15 protein-coding genes and 1 riboswitch are annotated in these 22894 nt (G+C 69.1%); of the genes, 7 read left to right on the top strand and 8 right to left on the bottom strand.

The genetic code is table 11. The features are described from left to right. Positions 1 to 112: 112 nt before the first annotated feature. The 3 genes from NR101_RS10595 to NR101_RS10585 form a co-directional block, all read right to left on the bottom strand. The gene (locus tag NR101_RS10595; protein WP_256775835.1) at positions 113 to 754 is read right to left on the bottom strand and encodes a hemolysin III family protein; all 642 of its coding nucleotides are present in this window, start codon (positions 752 to 754) and stop codon (positions 113 to 115) included. A gap of 86 nt (positions 755 to 840) precedes the next feature. Next, positions 841 to 2445: a peptide chain release factor 3 gene (locus tag NR101_RS10590; protein ID WP_256775817.1), complete on the bottom strand. Its 1605-nt coding sequence runs from the start codon at positions 2443 to 2445 to the stop codon at positions 841 to 843. A 75-nt stretch (positions 2446 to 2520) separates the two neighbouring features. Continuing rightward, the gene (locus tag NR101_RS10585) at positions 2521 to 3414 is read right to left on the bottom strand and encodes a M23 family metallopeptidase (protein WP_256775816.1); all 894 of its coding nucleotides are present in this window, start codon (positions 3412 to 3414) and stop codon (positions 2521 to 2523) included. 160 nt (positions 3415 to 3574) lie between these two features. Next, a riboswitch (SAM riboswitch) is annotated at positions 3575 to 3695 on the top strand. Positions 3696 to 3773: 78 nt separating this feature from the next. Between NR101_RS10585 and NR101_RS10580 the strand changes: the two genes are divergently transcribed. From NR101_RS10580 to NR101_RS10570, 3 genes are read left to right on the top strand one after another with little or no spacing between them, the layout of a single operon-like run. Then, positions 3774 to 4811, top strand: coding sequence for a homoserine O-succinyltransferase (locus tag NR101_RS10580; RefSeq protein ID WP_256775815.1), 1038 nt, complete (start codon positions 3774 to 3776; stop codon positions 4809 to 4811). After that, positions 4808 to 6052: an O-succinylhomoserine (thiol)-lyase gene (locus NR101_RS10575; protein WP_256775814.1), complete on the top strand. Its 1245-nt coding sequence runs from the start codon at positions 4808 to 4810 to the stop codon at positions 6050 to 6052. The genes NR101_RS10580 and NR101_RS10575 overlap by 4 nt, the downstream gene beginning before the upstream one ends. Next, positions 6049 to 7116: a homoserine dehydrogenase gene (locus tag NR101_RS10570; RefSeq protein WP_256775813.1), complete on the top strand. Its 1068-nt coding sequence runs from the start codon at positions 6049 to 6051 to the stop codon at positions 7114 to 7116. Before NR101_RS10575 ends, NR101_RS10570 begins: the two co-directional genes overlap by 4 nt. A 272-nt stretch (positions 7117 to 7388) precedes the next feature. Here NR101_RS10570 and NR101_RS10565 read toward each other — a convergent pair whose 3' ends face one another. Then, positions 7389 to 8393, bottom strand: a complete 1005-nt coding sequence (locus tag NR101_RS10565; RefSeq protein ID WP_256775812.1) for an alpha/beta hydrolase — start codon at positions 8391 to 8393, stop codon at positions 7389 to 7391. 178 nt (positions 8394 to 8571) lie between these two features. After that, positions 8572 to 9954, bottom strand: a complete 1383-nt coding sequence (locus tag NR101_RS10560; RefSeq protein ID WP_256775811.1) for an L-serine ammonia-lyase — start codon at positions 9952 to 9954, stop codon at positions 8572 to 8574. Positions 9955 to 10051: 97 nt separating this feature from the next. On the opposite strand from NR101_RS10560, the gene NR101_RS10555 reads away from it, so the two are divergent. Next, positions 10052 to 10279, top strand: a complete 228-nt coding sequence (locus NR101_RS10555; RefSeq protein WP_256775810.1) for a glutaredoxin family protein — start codon at positions 10052 to 10054, stop codon at positions 10277 to 10279. A gap of 147 nt (positions 10280 to 10426) precedes the next feature. Here the strand turns inward: NR101_RS10555 and NR101_RS10550 are convergent, their stop codons facing one another. From NR101_RS10550 to NR101_RS10540, 3 genes are read right to left on the bottom strand one after another with little or no spacing between them, the layout of a single operon-like run. Then, the gene (locus NR101_RS10550; protein ID WP_256775809.1) at positions 10427 to 10993 is read right to left on the bottom strand and encodes a YceI family protein; all 567 of its coding nucleotides are present in this window, start codon (positions 10991 to 10993) and stop codon (positions 10427 to 10429) included. A 2-nt stretch (positions 10994 to 10995) separates the two neighbouring features. After that, a complete protein-coding gene (locus NR101_RS10545; RefSeq protein ID WP_256775808.1) occupies positions 10996 to 11568 on the bottom strand; it encodes a cytochrome b in 573 nt (190 codons plus the stop codon). Beyond that, on the bottom strand, positions 11565 to 12212 hold the full coding sequence (locus tag NR101_RS10540) for a YceI family protein (protein WP_256775807.1): 648 nt from the start codon (positions 12210 to 12212) through the stop codon (positions 11565 to 11567). The genes NR101_RS10545 and NR101_RS10540 overlap by 4 nt, the downstream gene beginning before the upstream one ends. A gap of 213 nt (positions 12213 to 12425) precedes the next feature. Between NR101_RS10540 and NR101_RS10535 the strand changes: the two genes are divergently transcribed. The 3 genes from NR101_RS10535 to NR101_RS10525 all read left to right on the top strand — a co-directional run bounded on the left by NR101_RS10535 (position 12426) and on the right by NR101_RS10525 (position 22820). Beyond that, positions 12426 to 15983: an ATP-binding protein gene (locus NR101_RS10535; protein WP_256775834.1), complete on the top strand. Its 3558-nt coding sequence runs from the start codon at positions 12426 to 12428 to the stop codon at positions 15981 to 15983. A gap of 175 nt (positions 15984 to 16158) precedes the next feature. After that, entirely contained in the window at positions 16159 to 19638 is a 3480-nt protein-coding gene (locus NR101_RS10530; RefSeq protein ID WP_256777738.1) for an ATP-binding protein, read from the top strand. After that, entirely contained in the window at positions 19635 to 22820 is a 3186-nt protein-coding gene (locus NR101_RS10525) for a response regulator (RefSeq protein WP_256775805.1), read from the top strand. Before NR101_RS10530 ends, NR101_RS10525 begins: the two co-directional genes overlap by 4 nt. Positions 22821 to 22894: the final 74 nt, after the last annotated feature.

Genomic DNA, 22894 nt, shown 5'->3' with positions numbered 1-22894 from the left:
TCCCGCCAACCCCCCCGCCCCGACCCGGCCGACAGCACCGTCCAACCGGCTCCAGCAGTTGAAGTTGACCTTGACCTTGACCTTAAAAAGTTGCCGAAAAAAATCAACACCCTCAAAGAATCTGCGCAGTAACCGCGACGAAATGACAGACACTGCCGCCGATCACAAACAGATGCCAGATCGCGTGCGAATAACGGATCGATTCGCGATGGTAGAAATAGGTGCCCAACGTATAGGACAGCCCGCCAGCGAGCAGCCAACCCAACGTCCAGCCATCGATCGAGGCCCACATCGGCTTGATCGCCACCATCACCATCCAGCCCATCGCGATGTAGATGATCGTCGACAGCAGCTTGAAGCGCCCGGTGAAGAACAGCTTGAAGATCACCCCGGCAAAGGCCAGCACCCAGATCGCGGTGAACATGCCCCAGCCCCACGGACCGCCACGCAGCCCGATCAGCGTGAACGGCGTATACGTGCCGGCGATCAGCAGGTAGATGGCGCAGTGATCGAACACCTTCAGCCGACCCTTGACGACCGGGTGCTGGATCGCGTGGTACAGCGTGGAGGCCGTGTACAGCAGCAGCAACGCCACCCCGAACACGATCGCGCTGGCCAACTGCCAGCCGTCGCCATAGATGGCGGCCAGGGTGATCAGCACGGCGCTGCCGGCCAGCGCGGCCACCGCGCCGAGCCCGTGGGTCAGCGCGCTGGCGATTTCTTCACGTACGGAAGCAACTGTAGTCATGGCGATCGACACTGCGGGGAGGGGGGGACCCGCTCCCCCCTATCATCGCCGCGATGGCGCGCGCATGCACGCGGGCCTGTTCAGACGCGGTATCAGCCGACCGAAATGCTGTGTGCCGCTTCGCGCGTGGCGGCGAAGCGCACATCCGGCGCACGTTCCTGCGCCAGCTGCAGGTTGACCCGGGTCGGTGCCAGATACACCAGCTGGCCGGCGGCATCGATGCTCAGGTTGCCGGCATTCTTTTCGCGGAACTCCTCCAGCTTCTTCTCGTTGCTGCAGGTGACCCAGCGCGCCGTGGTCACGCTGACCGGCTCGAAGGTGGCTTCCACGCCGTACTCGTCCTTCAGGCGGTAGGCGGCCACATCGAACTGCAGTACACCCACCGCACCGAGGATGAGGTCGTTGCTCATCAGTGGGCGGAAGAACTGCGTTGCACCTTCCTCGGAGAGCTGGGCCAGGCCCTTCTGCAGCTGCTTGAGCTTGAGCGGATCGCGCAGGCGTGCGCGGCGGAACAGTTCCGGGGCGAAGTTCGGGATGCCGGTGAAGCTCACCGCCTCGCCTTCGGTGAAGGTGTCACCGATGGAGATGGTGCCGTGGTTGTGGATACCGATCACATCGCCCGGCCACGCTTCGGCGGCGATCTCGCGATCGCTGGCCATGAAGGTCAGCGCGTTGGCCAGCTTCATTTCCTTGCCGGTGCGCACGTGGAAGGTCTTCATGCCGGCGACGAACCGGCCCGAGCAGATCCGCATGAAGGCCACGCGGTCGCGATGCTGCGGGTCCATGTTGGCCTGGATCTTGAACACGAAGCCGGTGAGCTTGTTTTCCTCCGGCGCGATCACACGGCCGGTGGTGGCGCGCGGCTGCGGTGACGGCGCGTGCTCGACGAAGAAGTCCAGCAGCGGCTGCACGCCGAAGTTGTTCACGCCCGAGCCGAAGAACACCGGGGTCTGCTTGCCGGCCAGGTAGGCCTCCAGGTCGAACGGGTGGCTGGCGCCCTGCACCAGTTCCAGCTCGTCGCGCAGGTCGGCCAGCATGCGCTCACCGATTTTCTCGGCCAGGCCTGGCGAATCGATCGACGGGAAGATGGTCGAATCCTGGCGGGTGAAGTTGCGGCCCTGTTCGTACAGGTGGACTTCGCCGCTGATCAGGTGGACCACGCCTTTCAGGCGCTGGCCCATGCCGATCGGCCAGGTCACCGGGGCGCACTGGATGCCGAGCACGCTTTCCACTTCATCCAGCAGGTCGATCGGCTCCTTGCCTTCGCGGTCGAGCTTGTTGATGAAGGTCATGATCGGGGTGTCGCGCAGGCGGCACACTTCCATCAACTTGATGGTGCGCTCTTCCACGCCCTTGGCCACGTCGATCACCATCAGCGCCGAGTCCACCGCGGTGAGCACGCGGTAGGTGTCCTCGCCGAAGTCGGCGTGGCCGGGGGTGTCGAGCAGGTTGACGATCTTGCCTTCGTAAGGGAACTGCATCACCGAGGAGGTGACCGAGATTCCGCGCTCCTTTTCCAGCGCCATCCAGTCGGACGTCGCGTGGCGCGCGGCCTTGCGGCCCTTCACCGAACCGGCCATCTGGATCGCACCGCCGAACAGCAGCAGCTTTTCGGTCAGCGTGGTCTTGCCGGCGTCAGGATGGGAAATGATGGCGAAGGTGCGGCGGCGCGCGGCTTCGTTGGCGACTTCGGACATGGCGTGACGCGCCCGCCCGGGGCGCTTTTCATGGAGATAAGCCGCCCAGTATAGCGGGGGCGGGCGTGGCCGGGGTCAGGGCAGGGCGGCGGGGCCGCCCGGATCGGCTTCGCGGGCGAAGTGCAGCTCGCCCTGCGGGGTCACGATCCGTACCGGCACCGACCGCAGCTGCATACCACTGTTGGTCTGGACCACGAAATGCAGGTGCGGCGCGGTGCTGAAACCGGTGTTGCCCGACAGGCCGATCCGCTGGCCAGCGTCGACCCGCTGGCCGCTGCGCACCAGGACGCCGTTGGCCTGCAGGTGCGCGTAGACGGCCATGCTGCCGTCGTCGTGCAGGATCCGGATGAAGTTGGCCCGCGCCCGATCGCGCACCGGGTCCTGTCCGCTCCCGTCGAAATTGCCCTGCACCTGCATCACCCGGCCGGCGCGCGCGGCGAGCACCGAGGTCCCTTCGGCCAGGGCGAAGTCGATGGCGTCGCGGTTCTCCGCATCGGTGTGGCTGAAACGGCCCTGCGGAGCCTGGGTGACCTGGAAGCGCCTGGCGTCGAAGGGCAGCTGGTAGGCCACGTCCTGGGCCGTGGCGGTGGGATCGCCGGGCACCGCATCGAGCAGCAGGTCCAGCCGTGGTATGTCCGACGACAGTTGCAGGCGGGTCACCACGACGCTGGCCGAGCCGGCCAGCACCGCCTGCAGCGGCAGGCCGGGCAACGCCGTGGCGCCGGCCGGTTGGCGCAGTGCGATCTGCACCGGCCCGAACAGGTGGTTGTCCACGCGAGCCTGCCAGCGGCTGCCACCGCCCTCCAGCTTGACCGTGGCAATGCCCGCATCGAGGCGGTTGGCCGGCGCGGTGGCGTGGGCCTGCTCGACCAGGCCCCAGCCCGAGCGCCAGGCGGCATTGCCGGGCACGCTGGCGGCCTGGAGGGCGAGAGGACACGACAGCAAGGTCAGCAGCAGCGCACGGCGCATGGCGGGGATCCGGTGGAGATGGGCGCGACTGTACGCAACCGGGTCCGTTCAGGAAAGCGCGACGCTCGGTAAGTGGGGGTGGCGCCCTGATGAGAAAAAACTATATCGCTTCATCCCGATGAAAGGATTGACATCGCCGAAAGGGGCTGGCATCGTGGCTCCACCATCGAGACCGGCAGAGGGACAGGCCCTTTGAAGCCGGGGCAGCCCGCAGACGCGAAAGCGACCTGCGTAGGTGCCAAATCCTGCGGAGACCGTTGGTGTCTTCCGAAAGATGGTTCGAACCGTGCACCGTGCGTGCGCTTCGAACGCGAGCTCCGCGAAAGCTCGATGGCCGTTTTCCTACTTTGGATACCGCCATGGGTTTCGCCACCGCCACCGCCACCGCTGTTGCCACCGACGCCTTCGCACCGATCAGCGTCCCGCTCGACGCCGGATCCAACGCCGTGCGCGGCGAAATCGCCGCGGTGCTGTCGATGCGCCACGCCGGTGCCCGTCCGGTACGCCTGCGCTATGAACTGGTGGGGCGTGCGGGTGCACCGGTGGTGGTGCTGGCCGGGGGCATTTCCGCGCATCGGCACGTGGCCGCCAATGCCGAATTCCCGGAAAAAGGCTGGGCGGAAGGGCTTGTCGCCGCCGGCCGCGCACTGGACCCGGCCGAGCAGCGCATCCTCGCCTTCGATTTCATCGGTGCCGACGGCGCGCTGGACCTGCCCATCGATACCGCCGACCAGGCTGATGCGTTGGCGCTGCTGCTCGATCATCTCGGCATTGCCCAGGTGTTGTGCTTCGTCGGCTATTCCTACGGGGCGCTGGTTGGTCAGCAGTTCGCCATCCGCCATCGCCAGCGCCTGCTCAAGCTGGTTGCGGTAAGCGGCGCGCATCGTCCACATCCCTACGCTTCGGCCTGGCGCGCACTGCAGCGCCGTGCGGTGGCCCTGGGCCAGCTGCAATGCGCCGAAGGCCACGGGCTGGCCCTGGCGCGGCAGTTCGCGATGCTCAGCTACCGCACGCCGGAAGAATTCGGCGAGCGCTTCGATGCACCGCCGGAAGTGGTCAACGGCCGCGTGCGCGTGGCCGCCGAGGATTACCTCGATGCCGCCGGCGCGCAGTACGTGGCGCGCACCGCGGTGGATGCCTACCTGCGCCTGTCCGAATCGATCGACCTGCATCGCGTCGACCCGACCGCCATCCATGTGCCGACCGTGGTGGTTGCCGTGGAAGGCGACCGTCTGGTGCCGCTGGCCGACTGCGTCGGCCTGGTCGAAGGGCTGGGGCCGCGCGGCAGCCTGCGCGTGCTGCGCTCGCCGTACGGCCACGACGCCTTCCTCAAAGAAACCGATCGCATCGACGCGATCCTCGCCACCGCCATCCGTTCCCTGGGAGAAACCGCATGAGCCTGTCCACCGGTACCGAGCCGTCCTGTAGCCGCGTCACCGCCGCCGTGCGCGCCGGCATCGACCGCGACACCGCCCACGGTGCGGTGACCCCGCCGATCGTGCTGTCGTCCAACTTCAGCTTCGATGGCTTCGGCAACAAGCGCCAGTACGACTACACCCGCAGTGGCAATCCCACGCGCGACCTGCTTGGCGAAGCGCTGGCCGACCTGGAAGGCGGCGCGGGTGGGGTGATCACCTCCACCGGCATGGGCGCGATCAACCTGGTGCTCAACGCGCTGCTGCAGCCCGGCGATACGCTGGTGGTGCCGCACGATGCCTACGGTGGCAGCTGGCGCCTGTTCAACGCGTTGGCGAAGAAGGGCCACTTCGGCCTGATCACCGCCGACCTGACCGACCCGCGTTCGCTCGCCGATGCGCTGGCGCAGTCACCGACGCTGGTGCTGATCGAAACCCCCTCCAACCCGCTGCTGCGCATCACCGACCTGCGTTTCGTCATCGATGCCGCGCACAAGGCCGGGGCCAAGGTGGTGGTGGACAACACGTTCCTGTCACCGGCGCTGCAGCAGCCGATCGCTTTCGGTGCGGACGTGGTGCTGCACTCGACCACCAAGTACATCAACGGCCACAGCGACGTGGTGGGCGGTGCGGTGATCGCACGCGATGCGGCGGTGCATGAGCAGCTGGTGTGGTGGGCCAACGCGCTGGGCCTGACCGGGTCGCCGTTCGATGCGTTCCTGACCCTGCGTGGCCTGCGCACGCTCGGCGCGCGCCTGCGTGCGCACCAGGAGAACACCGCCGAGGTGGTCGACCTGCTGGTCGCCAGCGATGCGGTGGCCAACGTCTACTACCCGGGGCTGGCCGATCATCCCGGCCACGCCATCGCCGCGCGCCAGCAGGACGGCTTCGGCGCGATGCTGTCCTTCGAACTGGCCTCGTGCGAGGGCGATGATCCGCACGCGGCGGTGCGCGCATTCGTTGATGGGTTGCGCTGCTTCACCCTGGCCGAATCGCTCGGTGGCGTGGAAAGCCTGGTAGCCCATCCGGCGACCATGACCCATGCCGCGATGACCCCCGAGGCGCGCGCCCATGCCGGCATCAGCGAAGGCCTGTTGCGCCTGTCGGTGGGCATCGAATCCCCCGAAGACCTGCTCGCCGATCTGCAGGCCGGGCTGGAGCGCGCGCAGGCCGTGATCGACCTGCAGGCCAAGGCGGCCGTGCGCAAACAGGTGGATGCATGAGTGCGGTGCTGAACCTGGCGCGCGCACCGGCGCGCCGGCTGGCGTTGTTGGGCACCGGTACCGTCGGCACGGCGTTCGTGCAGCGTTACCAGTCGCTGCAGGCGCGCGGCGTGGCATTGCCGGCATTTTCCTGGCTGGCCAATTCGCGCACTGCGCGTGCCTGCGAACGGGGCCCGGAGCACGAACTGCAGCAGGCCAACCTGGCCGCGCGCAGCGTGCCGCCGCTGCAGCCCTGGGCCGAGGCCGAAGGGCTGCAGCGTGGCGATGTGGTGGTCGATGCGACCGCCAGCGACGAGGTCGCCAACTGGCACGAGCAGTGGTTGGCCCGTGGTGTGCACGTGGTCACCGCCAACAAGCTGGGCCAGGGCGCGCAGCTGGCACGTGCGCAGGCCATCGCCGACGGCCGCGAGGAAGGCGATGCGCAGTACGGCGACAGCGCCACCGTGGGTGCCGGCCTGCCGCTGCTGAGCAGTCTGCGCGCGCTGGTCGCCGGGGGGGATCGCATCCATCGCGTGGAAGGGGTGTTGTCCGGTTCGCTGGCATGGCTGTTCCATCACTATGACGGCCAGCGTGCGTTCTCCGACTGGGTGCGGCAGGCGGCTGCGGCCGGCTACACCGAACCGGATCCGCGCGTGGACCTGTCCGGGGAAGACGTGCGCCGCAAGCTGCTGATCCTGGCGCGCGCCAGCGGCATCGCGTTGCGGGCCGAGCAGGTCGAGGTGGGCTCGCTGGTGCCTGCGGCGCTGGCCGCGCTGCCGACCGACGCGGCCCTGTCACAGGTGGCGTTGTTGGACGCCCCGCTGCAGGCGTACTGGCAGCAGGCCCGTGAACAGGGTGGATGCCTGCGTTTCGTCGGCGGTTTCGACCACGACGGTGCGTCGGTGGGCCTGCGCATCCTGCCGCTGGATCACCCGCTGGCCGGTGGCGCGCAGACCGACAATCGCGTGGCCATTCACAGCGATCGTTACCCCGCCCAGCCGTTGTTGATCCAAGGCCCGGGCGCGGGTGCCGAGGTGACGGCGGCGGCCTTGCTGGATGATGTGCTGGCGATCGTGCGGCGGTAGCCAATGTGTCGCGCGCGACAGGTAGAGCCGAGCCACGCTCGGCTGCCCTTCGCGCGATAAACGACCTAACGGGCAGGTAGAGCCGAGCCACGCTCGGCTGCCCTTCGCGCGATGAACGACCTAACGCGCAGGTAGAGCCGAGCCATGCTCGGCTGCCCTTCGCGCGATAAACGACCTCACGCGCAGGTAGAGCCGAGCCATGCTCGGCTGCCCTTCGCGCGATAAACGACCTCACGCGCCGCGCCAGAGATGCAGCCGAGCATGGCTCGGCTCTACCGGTGGGTTTCCTTCAGCGCCTTCAACAACGCCGCGTTGAATCGCTTCGGGTCCTGCACCTGCGGGGAATGGCCGAGATCATCGAAGGTCATCAGCGTCGCGCCGGGAATCGCTGCCGCCGCCGCCTTGCCCAGTGCCGGATAGTCGCCCAGCGTCGCCTTCAATGCCGGCGATGCCAGGTCGCGGCCGATCGCGGTGCGGTCGGTCTGGCCGATGAACAACGTGGTCGGCACGGTGATCTGCGGCAGCTCGTAGACCACCGGCTGGTTGAACACCATGTCCGAGGTCAGCGCCTGGCTCCAGGCCACCGCCTGCTTGCCCGGGCCGTCGTACATGCGTGACTGCATGCTTACCCAGTGCGCGTACCCGGGCTTCCACTGGCCGTTGTAATACACCTCCAGCTGGTACTTTTTGATGCTGTCGAAGCTGGTCTTCAACTCGCCGGCATACCACGCATCCACGCTGCGCCAGGGCACGCCCTTGGCCTTCCAGTCTTCCAGCCCGATGGGATTGACCAGCGCCAGGTGCCGCAGCTGCTGCGGATACATCAGCGCATAGCGCGCGGCGAGCATGCCACCCATCGAATGGCCGACGAGGTCGACCTGGGCCGCGTCGAGCCCAAGATGGGCGAGCAGGGCGTGGGTATTGGCGGCCAGCTGGCCGAACGAATACTGGTAGCGCTCGGGCTTGCTGGATTTGCAGAAGCCGATCTGGTCCGGTGCGATCACCCGGTAACCGGCGGCGCTCAGCGCCTGGATGGTGTCCTGCCAGGTGGCTGCGCAGAAGTTCTTGCCGTGCAGCAGTACGACCGTGCCGGCGAAGGCCTTGCCGGCCGGCGGGACATCGAGGTAGGCCATCTCCAGTGGTTGTCGCTGTGCGTCGAACTGGAAGATCTTCACCGGGTAGGGGTACTCGAAGCCTTCCAGCCGTGGGCCATAGGTGTCGGCGGCGAGGGAAGTCAGGGGTAGGCAGGCGAGCAGGGCGGCGGCCAGGATGCGCATGGCGGTCTCCGGAAGGGAAAGCCCGACTTTACTGGAGGCACCGCGATGATGCTGCCGCGTAGAGCCGACCGTTGGTCGGCTGCATTTCCCCACCGCGTAGAGCCGACCGTTGATCGGCTGCATTTCCCCGCGATGGTGGACAAGCCGACCAACCGTCGGCTCTACCGGGGCGATCGGATCAGCACTCGATGACGTTGACCGCCAGCCCGCCGCGGCTGGTTTCCTTGTACTTGTCCTGCATGTCGCGGCCGGTGTCGCGCATGGTCTTGATGACCTTGTCCAGCGATACCTTATGCTTGCCGTCGCCGCGCATGGCCATGCGCGAGGCGTTGATCGCCTTGACCGCGCCCATCGCGTTGCGTTCGATGCACGGGATCTGCACCAGCCCGCCGATCGGGTCGCAGGTCAGGCCGAGGTTGTGCTCCATGCCGATCTCGGCGGCGTTCTCGATCTGACTCGGGCTGCCGCCGAGGGCGGCAACCAGGCCACCGGCGGCCATCGAGCAGGCCACGCCCACTTCGCCCTGGCAACCGACTTCGGCGCCGGAAATGGAGGCGTTTTCCTTGTACAGGATGCCGATCGCCGCCGAGGTCAGCAGGAAATCGAACACGCGCTGTTCGTTGGCGCCCGGGCAGAAGCGGTCGAAGTAATGCAGAACCGCGGGAAGCACGCCGGCCGCGCCATTGGTCGGTGCGGTCACCACGCGGCCACCGGCGGCGTTTTCTTCGTTGACCGCCAGCGCGTAGAGGTTGACCCAGTCCAGCGTGGTCAGCGGATCGCGCATGGCCGCTTCGGGCTTGGACGACAGTTCGCGGTACAGCGCCGGGGCGCGGCGGGAGACATGCAGGCCGCCGGGCAGGGTGCCCTCCTGGCGGATGCCGCGCGCCACGCACGCCTGCATCGCACCCCAGATCTCGCGCAGCTGCTCGCGGATCTCGTCTTCGCTGCGCCAGCTTTTTTCGTTCTCGAACATCATCTGGGCGATGCTCAGGCCGCTGCGCGCGGTCTGCGCGAGCAGTTCGTCGCCGCTCTTGAACGGATACGGCAGCGGGGTTTCATCAGGCACGATGCGATCATCGGCCGCGTCGTCCTGGTTGACCACGAAGCCGCCACCGACGGAGTAGTAATCGCGGGTGGCGATCACCTGCTCGTCGGCGTCATAGGCGGTGAAGCGCATGCCGTTGGTGTGGTAGGGCAGCTTCTGCCGCTTGTTCAGGCCCAGGTCGCGCTTCTCGTCGAAGGCGATCTCATGGGTGCCCATCAACTGGATCCGCTTGCTGCTGCGGATGCGTTCGAGGGTTGCCGGGATGATGTCCGGGTCGATCAGGTTCGGGCGCTGCCCCTCCAGCCCGAGCAGGACCGCCTTGTCGGTGCCATGGCCGCGCCCGGTCAGGGCCAGCGAGCCGTACACGTCGGCGCGGATGCGCACCACGTCCTGCAGGCGGCCCGGATCCAGCAACCAGCGGTGCACGAAGCGTTCGGCGGCCTTCATCGGTCCCACGGTGTGCGAGGAGCTCGGGCCAATGCCGATCTTGAAAACGTCGAACGTGCTGACAGCCATGATTGCCAAACTGCGGGTATCGGATGGAGCGCTATTCTATGCGCTTCGCGCCGCCGGCTCTGGCTGCGCCGCAACATTTCCCAAGGCGGGTGGGCCGGTGTTTACCTTGTTCCAGCGTGATGACTGCCAGTTGTGCGACCAGGCCCTGGCGGTGCTGGCCCAGGCCCGGGTATCGGGCCTGGACAGTGTGTTCATCGACGATGACGCGGCGCTGGAGGCCCGCTACGGCCTGCGCGTGCCGGTGCTGCGCGATGCGCAGGGGCGGGAGCTGGACTGGCCGTTCGATGTGGCGGCGGTGCAGGTCTGGATCAGCGGGCAAGCGTAGAGCCGACCGTTGGTCGGCTGCCCTGGCTCCTGGCGCCGTCAGGGCAGCCAAGGCAGCCAAGGCAGCCAAGCAGCCGACCAACGGTCGGCTCTACGGGGTTTGGATCCCCTGTGCGGAGCGCCGGCCAGCGGCCGGCGCCCGCCGGCATCACTTTGCCTTCAGGACGACCTTGGTGCTGATCGCGGTTTCGTTCGGGATGGTCTTGGTGTCGGCCCAGTCGCCGCCGCCCACGCCGAAGTCCAGGCGCTTGACCGTGGCCTTGCCGCTGAGCACCGGCTGCGCGCCCGGTGTCCAGGTGAAGGTCAGGGTGACCGGCTTGCTGACGCCGCGCAGTTCCAGGGTGCCGTCGGCGGCGTACTGGTTGTTGCCGAGCGAACGGAATTTGCTGGCGCTGTACTTGGCCTGGGCGAACTTGCCGACGTTGAAGAAGTCCGCGCCCTGCAGGGTCGAATCCCGGTCGCTGTTGCCGCTCTTGGCGCCGGCCAGCGGAATGGTCACTTCCAGCCTGGAACCGTCCAGCTTGGCGGGGTCGAAGCTCAGCTTGGTGTCGAAGCCTGGGAAGGTGCCGGTGAAGACTTCACCGTCGTACTTGGTCGCAAACGCGAGCACCGAGCCGGGGGCCTGCACGTAGTCGGCGGCCAGCACCGGTGCGGTGGCGAGCAGGCCGGCGAGGGCGGCGGCGACCGCCGCGGGGGAGGTGAGCTTGATGTTCATGGTCAATCCTTCTGGGGGGAGGCAAGCCAGCGCTGCGGGAGCATGCGCGCAAGGGTGGCATCGCGTTGGTAAAAATGGTGGTAAAGCGCGGCGCCGGCGTGGGCCAGCACCACCGCGATCAGCAGCCAGAAACCCCACTCGTGGATGGCGTGGGAGACCTGCGTGACGCGCTCGTCCGGCCCGCTCAGCTTGGGTACCTCGACCAGCCCGAACCAGCGGAATGGACGCAGCCCGCTGGCCGAGTCGTACAGCCAGCCCGACAGCGGGATGGCGAACATCAGCACATACAGCAGCGTGTGCGTGGCCGAGGCAATGCGTTCCTGCCAGGTCGGCGTGCCCGGCACCGGATCGGGCGCGCCGGCGTACAGGCGCCAGCCCAGCCGCGCGACCACCAGGGCCAGCACGGTGATCCCGATCGACTTGTGCATCGTGTAGATCCAGAAGTACTTCGGGGTCTTGGGGAATTCGCCCATGGTCAGCCCGACGATGCCCAGGGCAAGGATCAGCAGGGCGATCAACCAGTGCAGGGTCTGGCTGACGCCGCCCCAGCGGGTGGCGGTGTTCTTGGCGGTCATGGCGTGGTCTCCTCGACCGGCTGTGGGGATACGGGGGTGGCCGGTGCGGGCTGCGGATCGGTGGCGCTGCTGTCGCGAACGGCTTCCGCTTCGATCCGCAGCTGCACCTCGTCGCCGATCATCGACGGCCAGCCGGCAACGCCGAACGCGCTGCGACTGAGCGTAGCGGTGGCCGAGAAACCGGCGGTACGGCGGAATGGCGGCAGCGGGTGGCGTTTGAGTGCATTGAGGGTGACTGCCAGGGTCACCTCGCGGGTCACCCCATGCAGGGTCAGGTCGCCGATGACGTTGGCATGGGTGGCATCGATCGGTTCGACCCGGGTCGAGACGAAGCGCGCCTGCGGGAAGCGCCCGGTGTCGAGCAGGTTGCGCGCGGCGGTGGCCTTGTTCCACTTGTCATCGCCCAGGTCCAGGCGCTGGATTGGCACCGTGACGCTCAGCCTGGCCGCGGGCCAGTCCTGCGGATCGAATTCCAGCACACCTTCGCTGCCGGACACCGTGCCCAGCGCATGCGAGAAGCCGGCGTGCTCCACCGCGAACAGCACGCGGGTGTGCACCGGGTCGAGCCGGTAGGTATCGGCGGCGGCCCGGGCCGCCAGTGGAGCGGTGCACAGCAGCAGGGCAAGGGTCAGGCGCAGGGTCATGGGCCGGGCTCCATGGAGGACAGCGTCGATCATACGCATAGCCCCGTCGGTGCCAGCAGTGCCATGGCTGCAACAGATCGTGGCGCGGGCCGGGCCCGCACCGCGCGGCAACAGGCTGTTCCAGCGATACGCGCAGGTGGTGCGGCAGCGCCGCCCGGGCGCCACCGCAGGCGCTGTGGGACAATCTGCGGCTACAAGGAGATATGGATGGCGATGGGAACGCGTGGCGGGTACGCGGGCATCGTGTTGCTGGTACTGGCGTTATGCACGCTGCCGGCAGCCTCGTGGGCCGCAGTGACATCGGCAGGAGCCTCGGTAGAAACGCCACGCATGCGCCGGCTGGGTGCCGCCGAAGGCATGCCATCGCGGATGGTGCTGGCGCTGGCGCAGGATCGCCAAGGTTACGTCTGGGCGGCCACCAATGATGGCCTGGCACGGGTGGATGGCGTCGGGCTGCGCGTGTGGCGCAACGATCCGGCCGACCCCGGCTCGCTCCCCGGCAACGAGATCGAAACGCTGCTGGTGGACCCGCTCGACCGTGTATGGGTGGGCATCAGTGGTGTTGGTCTGTCCATGTTGCCGCCCGGTCGCGAGCGCTTTCAGCGCTTCCCCGACCTCGAGGCGGGCTGCGAGGGGCAGGTGTGGTCGCTGGCCTATGCGGGCAAGTCGCTGTGGATCGGCACCAACCGCCACGGCATCTGCCGCCGCGAGGAAAACGGCACCTTGGTGCGCTACCGGGCCGATCCTGCCGACCCGGCCCGTCTTCCCGACGACACCATCTACAGCCTGTTGGCCGATCCGCAGGGGCGGGTCTGGGTCGGCACCGGCAGTGGCGTGGCGCGCTGGGATGGACAGCGGTTCACCCGCATCGCCACCGAGGTGCTGGGTGGCAAAAGCGTCTTCCGCCTGACCCGGGAGCCGGACGGCACGATCTGGGCCGGCACCGAGGGCGGGCTGTTCCGCATCGATGCCGATGGCAGTGCACGCAGGGCACCGTGGACACTGAGCGCCGACGTCCGCGCGGCCACGGTCGTACACGACCGCAACGGCGGCTATTGGCTTGGTACCGCCGATGGCCTTTACCGGGGCGACCAGGGCGACGTGCGACTGCTGGCCGGGGATGGCGGCAGTGGCTTCCTGACCGCGCGCAGCGGCGTGCTGGACATGTTGCAGGACCACGAGGGCGGGCTGTGGGTGGCCATGCTCACCCAGGGCCTGGCCTACCTGCCGCCGGATTGGCGGCGCTTCTCCACCTGGTACCAGCTGGACGGCAAGCCGCTGGACAGTGTGTACCTGCTCGGTGTGGCGGCGGCGGGCAACGATTTCTACGTGTCCGGCGCACACGGCATCTACCGGTTGGACGAGCGCGGCACGCTGCGCCAGATCGCCGATGAAAACGTCCTCGGGGTGGGCGCGAACTGGTCGGTGTTGCCGCGTGCCGATGGCGCGCTGTGGATCGGTCGCGCCGGGCGCCTGAACCTGTACCAGCCGCGTACCGGCCAGGTACGCGAGTGGAAGATCGGCGGCGGCGCGGATGTGCGCCAGCGCATCGATCTGATCCGCCAGGCGCCCGACGGCGAGATCTGGCTGTCGATCATGAACTACGGCATCCAGCGCCGCGATGCCCAGGGCATGGTGCTCGATACGATCCGCATCGACGCAGGCCGTGGGCTGACCGACGCCCCGATCGAGCAGATGCTGTTCGATGCCCGCGGGCAACTGTGGGTGATGGGCGACGCGGGCCTGATGCGCTGGAACGAGGGCCGATTCGAACACGTGCCGGGAATTGCATCGGGCAACATCTTCGACATGGCCTGGATTGGTGCGGATGAACTGTGGCTGGCGCGCAGTGGCGCACTGGAGCGCTACCGCTGGGATGGACTGAGCATGACCCTGCGCGAGCGCGTTGGTAGCGCCGAGGGCGTGCCGCCGGTATCGATGGGCGGGCTGGTGATCGGCCGGCAGGGACAGGTGTGGGCGACCACCCCGCGCGGCCTGCTCAGCTGGCAGGGCAAGCAGCGCCAGCTACGACTGTACGGCGAACGCGACGGCCTGCCGGATGTGGAGTTCAGTGGCCGGCCGCCGGTGCGTGCCGCCAATGGCCACCTGCTGGCGGTCACCGCTACCGGGCTGGTCGGGTTCGACCCGGATGCGGCCGACCTGCCGCTGCCGCCGTCGCAGCTGGTGATCGACAACCTGCAGGTGCGCCGCGATGACGCTGAGGGCCAGCAATCGTTGCCGCCGAACGCGCCGATCGTGCTCGGTCCCGAAGACCGCGACCTGATCGTCACCGCTCGCCTGCTGTCCTTCGCCAATCCGCAGGGCAACCGCTATCGCTACCGGGTCTCCGGGTACGACCAGAACTGGGTGATGCAGGCCTCCGACGGAGAACGCCTGCTGTCGCGCCTGCCCTCGGGGCAGTACGCCATCGATGTGCAGGCGGCCACCTCGCATGGGCAATGGACGCCGTCGCGCACGCTCAGCGTGGAGGTGCTGCCGCCGTGGTGGCGCAGCAACGGGGCGATCCTGGCGTACCTGGTGTTGTGGCTGCTGCTGGTGGCGGTGGTGGTGTACGTGGCGCGGGTGCGGCTGCGCCGGCGCCAGCAATGGCAGCTGACCGTGCACAAACAGCAGATCGCCGAACACGCCTCCCAGGCCAAGAGCCGGTTCCTGGCCACGCTCGGGCACGAGGTGCGTACGCCGATGACCGGCGTGCTGGGCATGAGCGAGCTGTTGCTGGCCACGCCGCTGGATGACCTGCAGCGGGGCTATGCCGCGTCGATCCAGCATGCCGGCACCCATCTGCTGCGGCTGGTCAACGATGCGCTGGACCTGGCGCGGATCGAAGCGGGCCGGCTCGAACTGGATATCCGTCCGTTCGATCTGATGTCGATGCTGGCCCAGGTGCAGGCACTGATGGAGCCGATGGCACACCACCGTGGCCTGGCCTTCGAACGCAGCTTCAACCTGCCCGGCCCGGTGCAGGTCAGTGGCGATGAAATGCGCGTGCGCCAGATCCTGATGAACCTGCTCGGCAATGCCATCAAGTTCACCGAGCGCGGCCATGTCGGGTTGGGCGTGGAGCTGCTCGACGATGGCCTGGGCGTGGCCTTCGAGGTCACCGATACCGGTCCAGGGATCAGCGCCGACCAGCAGCAGCGCCTGTTCCATCGTTTCGAACAGGCCGATGGTCCGCGTACGGCATCGCGGTACGGCGGCAGCGGGCTGGGTCTGGCGATCTGCCAGGAACTGGCGGTGGCGATGGCCGGACGGATCGACATCGACAGCCGGCCCGGCCAGGGCGCGCGTTTCACCGTGGTCTTGCCGCTGCCGTGGACGCTGCGGCGCGGCGGCGCACCCAGTCACGCGCAAGACGCCGCGCGGATCCAGTTGCCACCGTTGCGGATCCTGCTGGTGGAAGACGACCCGACCGTGGCCGACGTGATTGCCGGGCTGTTGCGCACGCGCGGTCATGAGGTGGTGCACGTGCTGCACGGATTGGCTGCGTTGGCCGAGGTGTCGGCCGGGCCGTTCGATGTGGGCCTGCTCGACCTCGACCTGCCGGCGCTGGATGGCATCGCCATTGCCGGACAACTGCGCGCGCTGGGCTACGAGCTGCCGCTGATCGCGGTTACCGCGCGCTCGGATGCTTACGCCGAACAGCAGGTGCTGGAAAGCGGGTTCGATGGTTTCCTGCGCAAGCCGGTCACCGGCGACCTGCTGGTCGATGCGATCGCAACGGCGCGTGCGGGGCGACAGCCGGACGGCTGAGGGCATCCTGCTGCATGCTGAGATAGGCGGGGTGTTTCGATCAGTGGCGATCGATGCGAACTTCAACTCAGCAAGATGTGATCCAGCGCATGGCAGGAACCCGCACTGGCAGTTCGATCACTCTATTGTCAGTGCGATGACTGTGACGTGGTTGACGTAACCGGTGGCCTGCGGTGTGGCACGGCGTTGGAAGTGCGGGTTCTGGCTGGCTGCGTTGCTCGCGGTGTGGCCGTGCGCCATGGCCGCCACCGTGCTCGACCTGCCGTGGCCGCACCAGTTGGGGCTTCGCGAGGGCCTGCCGAACGCCGGCATGCAGGCCATGGCCGAGGACGCGACCGGCTATCTGTGGCTGGCCGGAAGCGACGGCCTGATGCGCTTTGATGGGCGGCGCGCACGGGTTTGGCGGCGCGAGGACGGGCTGGTCGATGCCGTGTTGCACGCACTGCACATCGACTCCCACGATCGGCTGTGGCTGGGCACCGCGTCGCAGGGAGTGGTGATGATGCCTGCCGATCGCAGCGGCTTCGAACGTCCCGACGAACAGGCGCCGCTGGCGGTACGCAGCGGCACCATCCACGCCATTGCCAGCAGCGGCGATGGCGCGGTGTGGGTGATCGGGGCGGACCGCCACCTGTACCGCCACGCCAGCGACAACCCGCGTTGGCAGCGCGTGGACACCGCGGCCGATGCGGTCACCGCATTGGCCCGGGATCGCGACGGGATGCTGTGGGTGGGCACTTCGCAAGGGCTGCGTCGCATCCGCGACGGGCGCGCCCAGCGCGTCGGCGTGCAGACCGTGGCCGTGCACACGCTCTGGCCCGACCCGCACGGCGGTATGCACGTGGGCAGCACGGACACGGCCTGGACCCTTGCTGCCGATGGCGGCGCGTTGCAGCCGGTCGCGCCGGGTCGACCGCTGCTGCGCAGCGCCGACGGTGTGCTGTGGCAACAGCAGGCCGCCGGCCTGATGCTTCATCGCGGGCCACGCGCGCAGCCGGTGGCATTGCGCCCCGTGCATGGCCCACGTGCCCGCAGCGTGGAGATGCGCCAGGCCCTCCAGGACCAGCGCGGCGACATCTGGTTGCTCAGCCGTGCGCACGGGCTGTGGCGGTTGCCGGCGCGCTGGCGCGCGTTCACCGCATTGCCGGCCGCGGCCAACGGCCTGCCGGGTATCCGCAGTCATTACGCGCTCGCGCTGACCGCTTCCCGCGACGGGCGTTTGTGGGTGGCCGGCAGCCAGGGACGTCTGCAGCGGCTGGACCTGCGCACCGGTGCCAGCAGCGATCACCTGACGTATCCGCACGAGGGCTTCAGTGCGGTGGCCGTGGGCATGGCCGAAGACCCGCGGCAACGTCTGTGGATCGCCAGCGCCGGGCAGATGCTGCGCTACGACCCGGCCCGCGGCGAGGTCCGGCGCTGGCCGCTGGCGCTGCCGTCCGGCGACGGGGCAATGCACCTGCAGGCGTGTCCGGATGGCAGCGTCTGGTTGGCCCACGCGCAACAGATCCAGCAGTGGTCGGCCGGCGGCGTGCGCCTGCATGCCGATGCACCGCAGGCGCTGGGTCTTGCGCGTGGCCGGGCGGCGCGCCAACTGCTGTGCGACCGCACCGGGATGCTGTGGGCGACCGACCGCGAAGGGCTCAAGTACTGGGATGCGACACGCCGGCGCTTTGTGGCCGCCGAAGTGCAGGGCACGCCGCTGGCCGCCGTTGCCGAGGGCGACGATGGCAGCCTCTGGCTCAGCCGCCAGGACGCGTTGGAGCAGCACCGCTGGGAGGGTCAACGGCTGCGGCGAGTGCGCCGCTTCGATGCGGCGGCCGGCTATCCGCTGCTGCGCGCCGACGCGCTGGCGGTGGATGCGCACGGCACCGTGTGGGCCGGCGCGGCGCGTGGCCTGATCCGACTCGACCCGGGTGACGGTCAGGTGTGCGTACTGGGCAGCGCCGATGGCCTGCCGGTGCAGGAGATTCTTGGCCAGCGCCTGGTGCGGGTGGCGACCGGCGCGCTGGCCGCGGCGGTGCGCGAAGGCGGGCTGTTGCTGTTGGAGCCGGGCAGCGTGCGGCAACCGCAACCGGTACCGACGCTGGTGATCAATGCGGTCCGACTGCAGCGGCGCGGTACGGCGCTTAACCTGCGCCCGGGAGTGGCACCGACGTCGCTGTCCAGTACCGATCGCAACATCCAGATTGCGGTCAACCTGTTGGGCCCAGGCGATCCGGATCGCATTCAGCATCGCTTCCGTCTGGCCGGACAGGATCCGGACTGGGTGGACACCGGCCCGGTAGCGCAGCGCATCTTCGCGCGCCTGCCTGTCGGCGAGCATGTGGTGGCGGTGCAGGCGCGGCATGGCGATGGGCCCTGGTCGGCGCCGCGGGACGTTGCGCTGCAGGTGGCGCCGGCATGGTGGCAGACCCTGCCCGGCAGGATCGGCCTGACGCTGGCGGGCGCACTCGCGCTGCTGACGGCGAGCCGTACCGGCACCCGCCTGGCGCGGTGGCGGCGGCGCCTGCTTTCAGCGCGTCTGCAGCACCGCCGTGCGGAACGGGTCTCGGCCGAACGCACCCGTTTCCTGGGGCGGCTGGGACACCGCATCCGGGTGCCGATGACGGTGGTCTGCGGCTGGAGCGAACTGCTGCTGCAGGCACCGCTGAGCGTGCGGCAGCGGGCACAGGCCGACAGCCTGCATCGCGCCGGCCGGCACCTGGTGCAACTGGTGGATGATGCGCTGGACCTGGCCAGCATCGAAGCCGGACGCCTGCACCTGCAGCCCGGCGCGTTCGCCCCGGCGGCACTGCTGCATGAACTGCACGCCCTGTTGCTGCCGGTGGCTGCGGCCAAGCAGCTGCGCCTGGCCTGGGACAGCAGCATCGACCCGCAGCGATGGCTGCTGGGCGATGTGCGGCGACTGCGCCAGATCCTGTTGAACCTGATCGGCAACGCGGTGAAGTTCACCGCGCAGGGCAGTGTCCAGGTATCCGCCAGGTGCGGCGCGGGCGGCCGTGGTCTTGTGTTGGTGGTGACCGATACCGGCCCGGGCATGAGCGCCGAGCAGGTGCGGCGCCTGTTCCAGCGTTTCGAACAGGCCGACGGTGCGGTCACGCTCGCACGCCATGGCGGCAGCGGACTGGGGCTGGCGATCAGTCGCGAGCTGGCCCAGGCGATGGGCGGGGACATCCAGGTCCACACTCGGCCGGGCCAGGGCAGCCGTTTCGAGGTGCGGTTGCCGCTGCCGGATGTCGCCGGGCCGCCGGCACTGGCGACGCCGGCGGGTGCACCCGACGGGACGGGCGCGCCGGCGCGGCGCGTGGTGCTGTTGCTGCCGCATGCGGATACCACGGCGGTGGTCGCGGCCCTGTCGCGGGCGCAGGGACAGCACGTGGTCTGCCTGCCCCAGGTGGCGGAGGACGTTGCAGCGTGGCCGGCCGTTGCCTGCGACCTGGTGGTTGCCGATCCGGATCTGCGCATCAGTGGCGAGCGGGTCGCTGCCTTGCTGGCGCGCTGTTGGCCCGGCGTACCGCGCGTTGCATTGACCCCGCGTGCCGATGCAGCGGCCGAGCGCGACGCGCTGGCGGCCGGGTTCAGTGGGTTCCTGCGGTTGCCGTTGAGCGGCGAGGCGTTGGCGGTGGCGCTGCGCGCCTGCACGGACCCGCGATGACGCTCCTGCGCCGGATGCTGGCCGCGCTGTTGCTCCTGCTCTGTACCGGGGGCAGTGCGCGGGCGCAGTTGCCCGAAGCGTTCCGGTTCACCACGGTGGATGGGCTGCCTTCCAATGCCGTGCATCAGGTGGTGGAGGATCGGCACGGTTATCTGTGGTTTGCCACCGACGATGGCCTGGCGCGCTTCGACGGGCGTCACTTCCGGATCTGGCGACGCGAACAGGGTTTGGTCGACAACCAGTTGCTGGCGCTGGCGCTGGACGAGCATGACCGGCTGTGGATGGGGACCGGCCGGGGCGTGGTGATGCGGCTGTCCGCGGACCGCACCCGCATCGATGCGTTCGGCGGCAGCCGCCACCCCGCCCTGGCCGGTGCGGCGATCAGCGTGCTGCTCGCCGATACACAGGGCGGCGTCTGGTTCGGCGCGCGCGGCGCGGGACTGTTCCGGCTCGACCCGCAGCAGCGCCTGCGTCAGTACCTGCCCACGCTGCGCGGCGACGGCGTCCCGCCCGGCGATGTGGAACATCTCGTCCACGATACCGACGGTGGTCTCTGGGTGGGGACCACACAGGGGCTCGCGCGCTGGGACGACGGTCGCTTCCATCGGCCCGCCGTTGCCGCCCTCGCCACCGCGCCGATCACCGGCATGGGTGTCGATGCCGGTGGTGTGCCGTGGATCAGCAGCGCCGTCGGGCGCTGGCGCGTGCAGGGTGGCACGCGCGTGCAGGCGGTAGCCCTGCATCGGCATGCGCGCCTGCTTGGCATCGGCCGCGAGGATGCGCAGTGGTGGGCTGACGGGCAACGGGTATGGCGGCAGCCGTCAGGGGCTGGCGCGGCGGCGCCGGTCGGGTTGGCGTCGGCCGGCGACGGTACGATGCCACGGCTGCGGCGGGCCTTCGAGGATCGCCAGGGCGGTGCGTGGCTGCTCGGGACGCATCTGGGGGTGTGGCGTCTGCCGCCGCTCTGGCGGCAGTTCCGTGCACAACCGGCGCCGCAGCGACAACGTGGCCTGGAGGGTTTCATCCCCGCGGTGCATAGGTCCAGCGCGGAGTTGAGCTGCGCCGAGGATCGCTACTGGCGGATCCGCGATGGCGCGCTCGAACGGCGTGGCGCCGATCGACGACGGGTCGCACGCTGGCCGCTTGCCGATACCCGTGGCGTGCCGGTGCAGGGGCCCGTGTCGCTGCACTGCGCGCAGGACGGCGGCGTGTGGCTGGGCGGGGCGGCTGGTCTGAAGCGTTGGAATGGGGCGCGCTTGGTGACCGTCCCAGGCGCGCCGTCGGACATCACGGCGCTGCATGTCGATCCTGCCGGTGGCCTGTGGATCGCCGCTGCCGGGGTCGTCTACCGCTACCGGTGGCGGCGCGGCGCGCTGCAGCAGCGTCTTCGTCTGGACGAGCGTGACGGCCTGCCGCCGCTGCAGCTGCAGGCCATGGCCACCGACGGCAGCGACGTGCTGTGGGCCACCGCCGGTACCGGACTGCTGCGGGTGGCCCCGGCACGCCGCGAGGTGCGCCTGTATGGACGGGACGACGGCGTTCCCGAAGCGGTGATGCACGCGCGCCTGCAGGCGGACGCGGGTACGATGCTGGCTGTTGGAGAGGAGGGCGCTGCGGTGGCGTTCGATCCGGCCCAGCTGGCACGGCCAATGACCTCGCCGGCACTGGTCATCGAACGCGTGCAGCTGCGTCGCGGCGAGCATCTGCTGACCGTGCCCCCGCTGGGGCCGCTGCAGTTGCATGCGCACGATCGCGATATCCAGATCACCGCGCGGGTGCTGTCGGCGCAGCTCGATCCACGGCAGCAGTACCGGTTCCGGCTGCGTGACAGTGGACAGGGCTGGAGCCGGACCCGCAGTCGCGGCACGATCGGTTTTCCGCAGCTGGCGCCGGGCCAGCATGTGCTGCAGTACCAGGAGCGCGGCGGCGATGGACGCTGGTCGACCCTGCAGGAGCTGGCGCTGCACGTGCAGCGCAGCGACTGGCAGCATCCCGGCGTGCGGGCTGCGCGCCTGACCGCGCTGCTGGCGCTGTGCGTGGTGATGGGCTGGGGACTGTGGCGCAGCGTGGCGCGGATGCGCGCCCGACGCGCCGTGGCGCGGCGACGGGGCTGGGCACAGCAGTCCGCCGATGCCAAGGCTGGCTTCCTGGCCACCTTCGGGCATGAGATACGCACCCCTCTCACCGGCGTGCTCGGGATGAGCGAGCTGCTGCTTGCCTCGACGCTGGCACCGCGGGAGCGCCGGTGTGTCGCGCGCATCCAGCGCGGTGGACGGCAGCTGCTGGCCATCCTCGACGACGCACTGGATGATGCGCGCATGGACGCCGGACGGGTGCCATTGCAATGGTCCCGCTTCGATCTGCTCAGCGTGTTGCAGCGCTGGCGACAGCATACCCAGCTGGCGCTGTGCGCGCAGGGCAGCATTTTTGCGGCATGCGTGCACCTGCCCGGGCCCGTGCGGGTGGGCGGGGATCCACAGCGTCTGCGGCAGCTGCTGGAGGCGATGATCGAGGGTCTGCTCGACGCGCTGTCGGCCTGCCGGATCGCGGTCCAGGTCGGTTGGCTGCCCGGTCGTGGCGGGATGCTGCTGGACCTGCAGGCCGCGCCGATGGCAGGCCTGCCGATGCCGGCCGAGACGGTGATGCGGGCGGCGCTGGAGCGCGCGCAGACCTGCGCGCGAGCCCTGGACGGGCAACTGCGGGTGGTATCGCGTTCCGGGACGGGGTGGCGGCTGGTACTCCGTCTGCCGCTGGCGCCCGGCACGGACGGCGACGATGAACCAGCCCCCGGCCGTGGGGTCGCGGCCGGCGAGCCAGGCGCGCCATGGCGGGTGTTGCTGGTCGAAGATGATCCGCTACTTGCCCAGGTCCACGCCGGGGTGTTGGGCGCGCGCGGTGCACACGTGGTGATCGCGGGGCATGCACTGGCGGCGCTGGCCGAGGTGGCAGCGGCGCGCGTCGATGTGATGCTGCTGGACCTGGATCTGCCGGGCGTGGATGGCTGGCAGCTGCTGGACATGCTGCGCACGCAGGGCTGCCAGGTACCGGTGTTGATCCTGACCGCGCGGCGCGAACCCGGGTTGGCCGAACGCGCGGCCGTCGCCGGGGCGGCGGGTGTGCTGCACAAGCCGGTCGACGGCGATCAACTGTACGCGGCGGTGCGTATGCTGCTTCCGGGCTGAGTGGATCGTCGCCACGCAGCGAACCGTTTACCATGCGGACCTGGCCCCAGGCTCGGCCCACCGCGCTGCGGTGC

Origin of the sequence: Stenotrophomonas sp. Ste86 (assembly GCF_024519465.1) — a bacterium.
Classification (GTDB): domain Bacteria; phylum Pseudomonadota; class Gammaproteobacteria; order Xanthomonadales; family Xanthomonadaceae; genus Stenotrophomonas.
The sequence above is the reverse complement of the archived record's forward strand: the minus strand, read 5'-3'. Positions and strand labels throughout refer to the sequence as shown.

What these genes read in the sequence shown, in the direction of transcription:
- NR101_RS10590 (WP_256775817.1), bottom strand. Translation starts at nt 2,445, where the DNA reads ATGTCCGAAGTCGCCAACGAAGCCGCGCGCCGCCGCACCTTCGCCATC.
- NR101_RS10585 (WP_256775816.1), bottom strand. Translation starts at nt 3,414, where the DNA reads ATGCGCCGTGCGCTGCTGCTGACCTTGCTGTCGTGTCCTCTCGCCCTC.
- NR101_RS10580 (WP_256775815.1), top strand. Translation starts at nt 3,774, where the DNA reads ATGGGTTTCGCCACCGCCACCGCCACCGCTGTTGCCACCGACGCCTTC.
- NR101_RS10575 (WP_256775814.1), top strand. Translation starts at nt 4,808, where the DNA reads ATGAGCCTGTCCACCGGTACCGAGCCGTCCTGTAGCCGCGTCACCGCC.
- NR101_RS10570 (WP_256775813.1), top strand. Translation starts at nt 6,049, where the DNA reads ATGAGTGCGGTGCTGAACCTGGCGCGCGCACCGGCGCGCCGGCTGGCG.
- NR101_RS10565 (WP_256775812.1), bottom strand. Translation starts at nt 8,393, where the DNA reads ATGCGCATCCTGGCCGCCGCCCTGCTCGCCTGCCTACCCCTGACTTCC.
- NR101_RS10560 (WP_256775811.1), bottom strand. Translation starts at nt 9,954, where the DNA reads ATGGCTGTCAGCACGTTCGACGTTTTCAAGATCGGCATTGGCCCGAGC.
- NR101_RS10550 (WP_256775809.1), bottom strand. Translation starts at nt 10,993, where the DNA reads ATGAACATCAAGCTCACCTCCCCCGCGGCGGTCGCCGCCGCCCTCGCC.
- NR101_RS10545 (WP_256775808.1), bottom strand. Translation starts at nt 11,568, where the DNA reads ATGACCGCCAAGAACACCGCCACCCGCTGGGGCGGCGTCAGCCAGACC.
- NR101_RS10540 (WP_256775807.1), bottom strand. Translation starts at nt 12,212, where the DNA reads ATGACCCTGCGCCTGACCCTTGCCCTGCTGCTGTGCACCGCTCCACTG.
- NR101_RS10535 (WP_256775834.1), top strand. Translation starts at nt 12,426, where the DNA reads ATGGGAACGCGTGGCGGGTACGCGGGCATCGTGTTGCTGGTACTGGCG.
- NR101_RS10525 (WP_256775805.1), top strand. Translation starts at nt 19,635, where the DNA reads ATGACGCTCCTGCGCCGGATGCTGGCCGCGCTGTTGCTCCTGCTCTGT.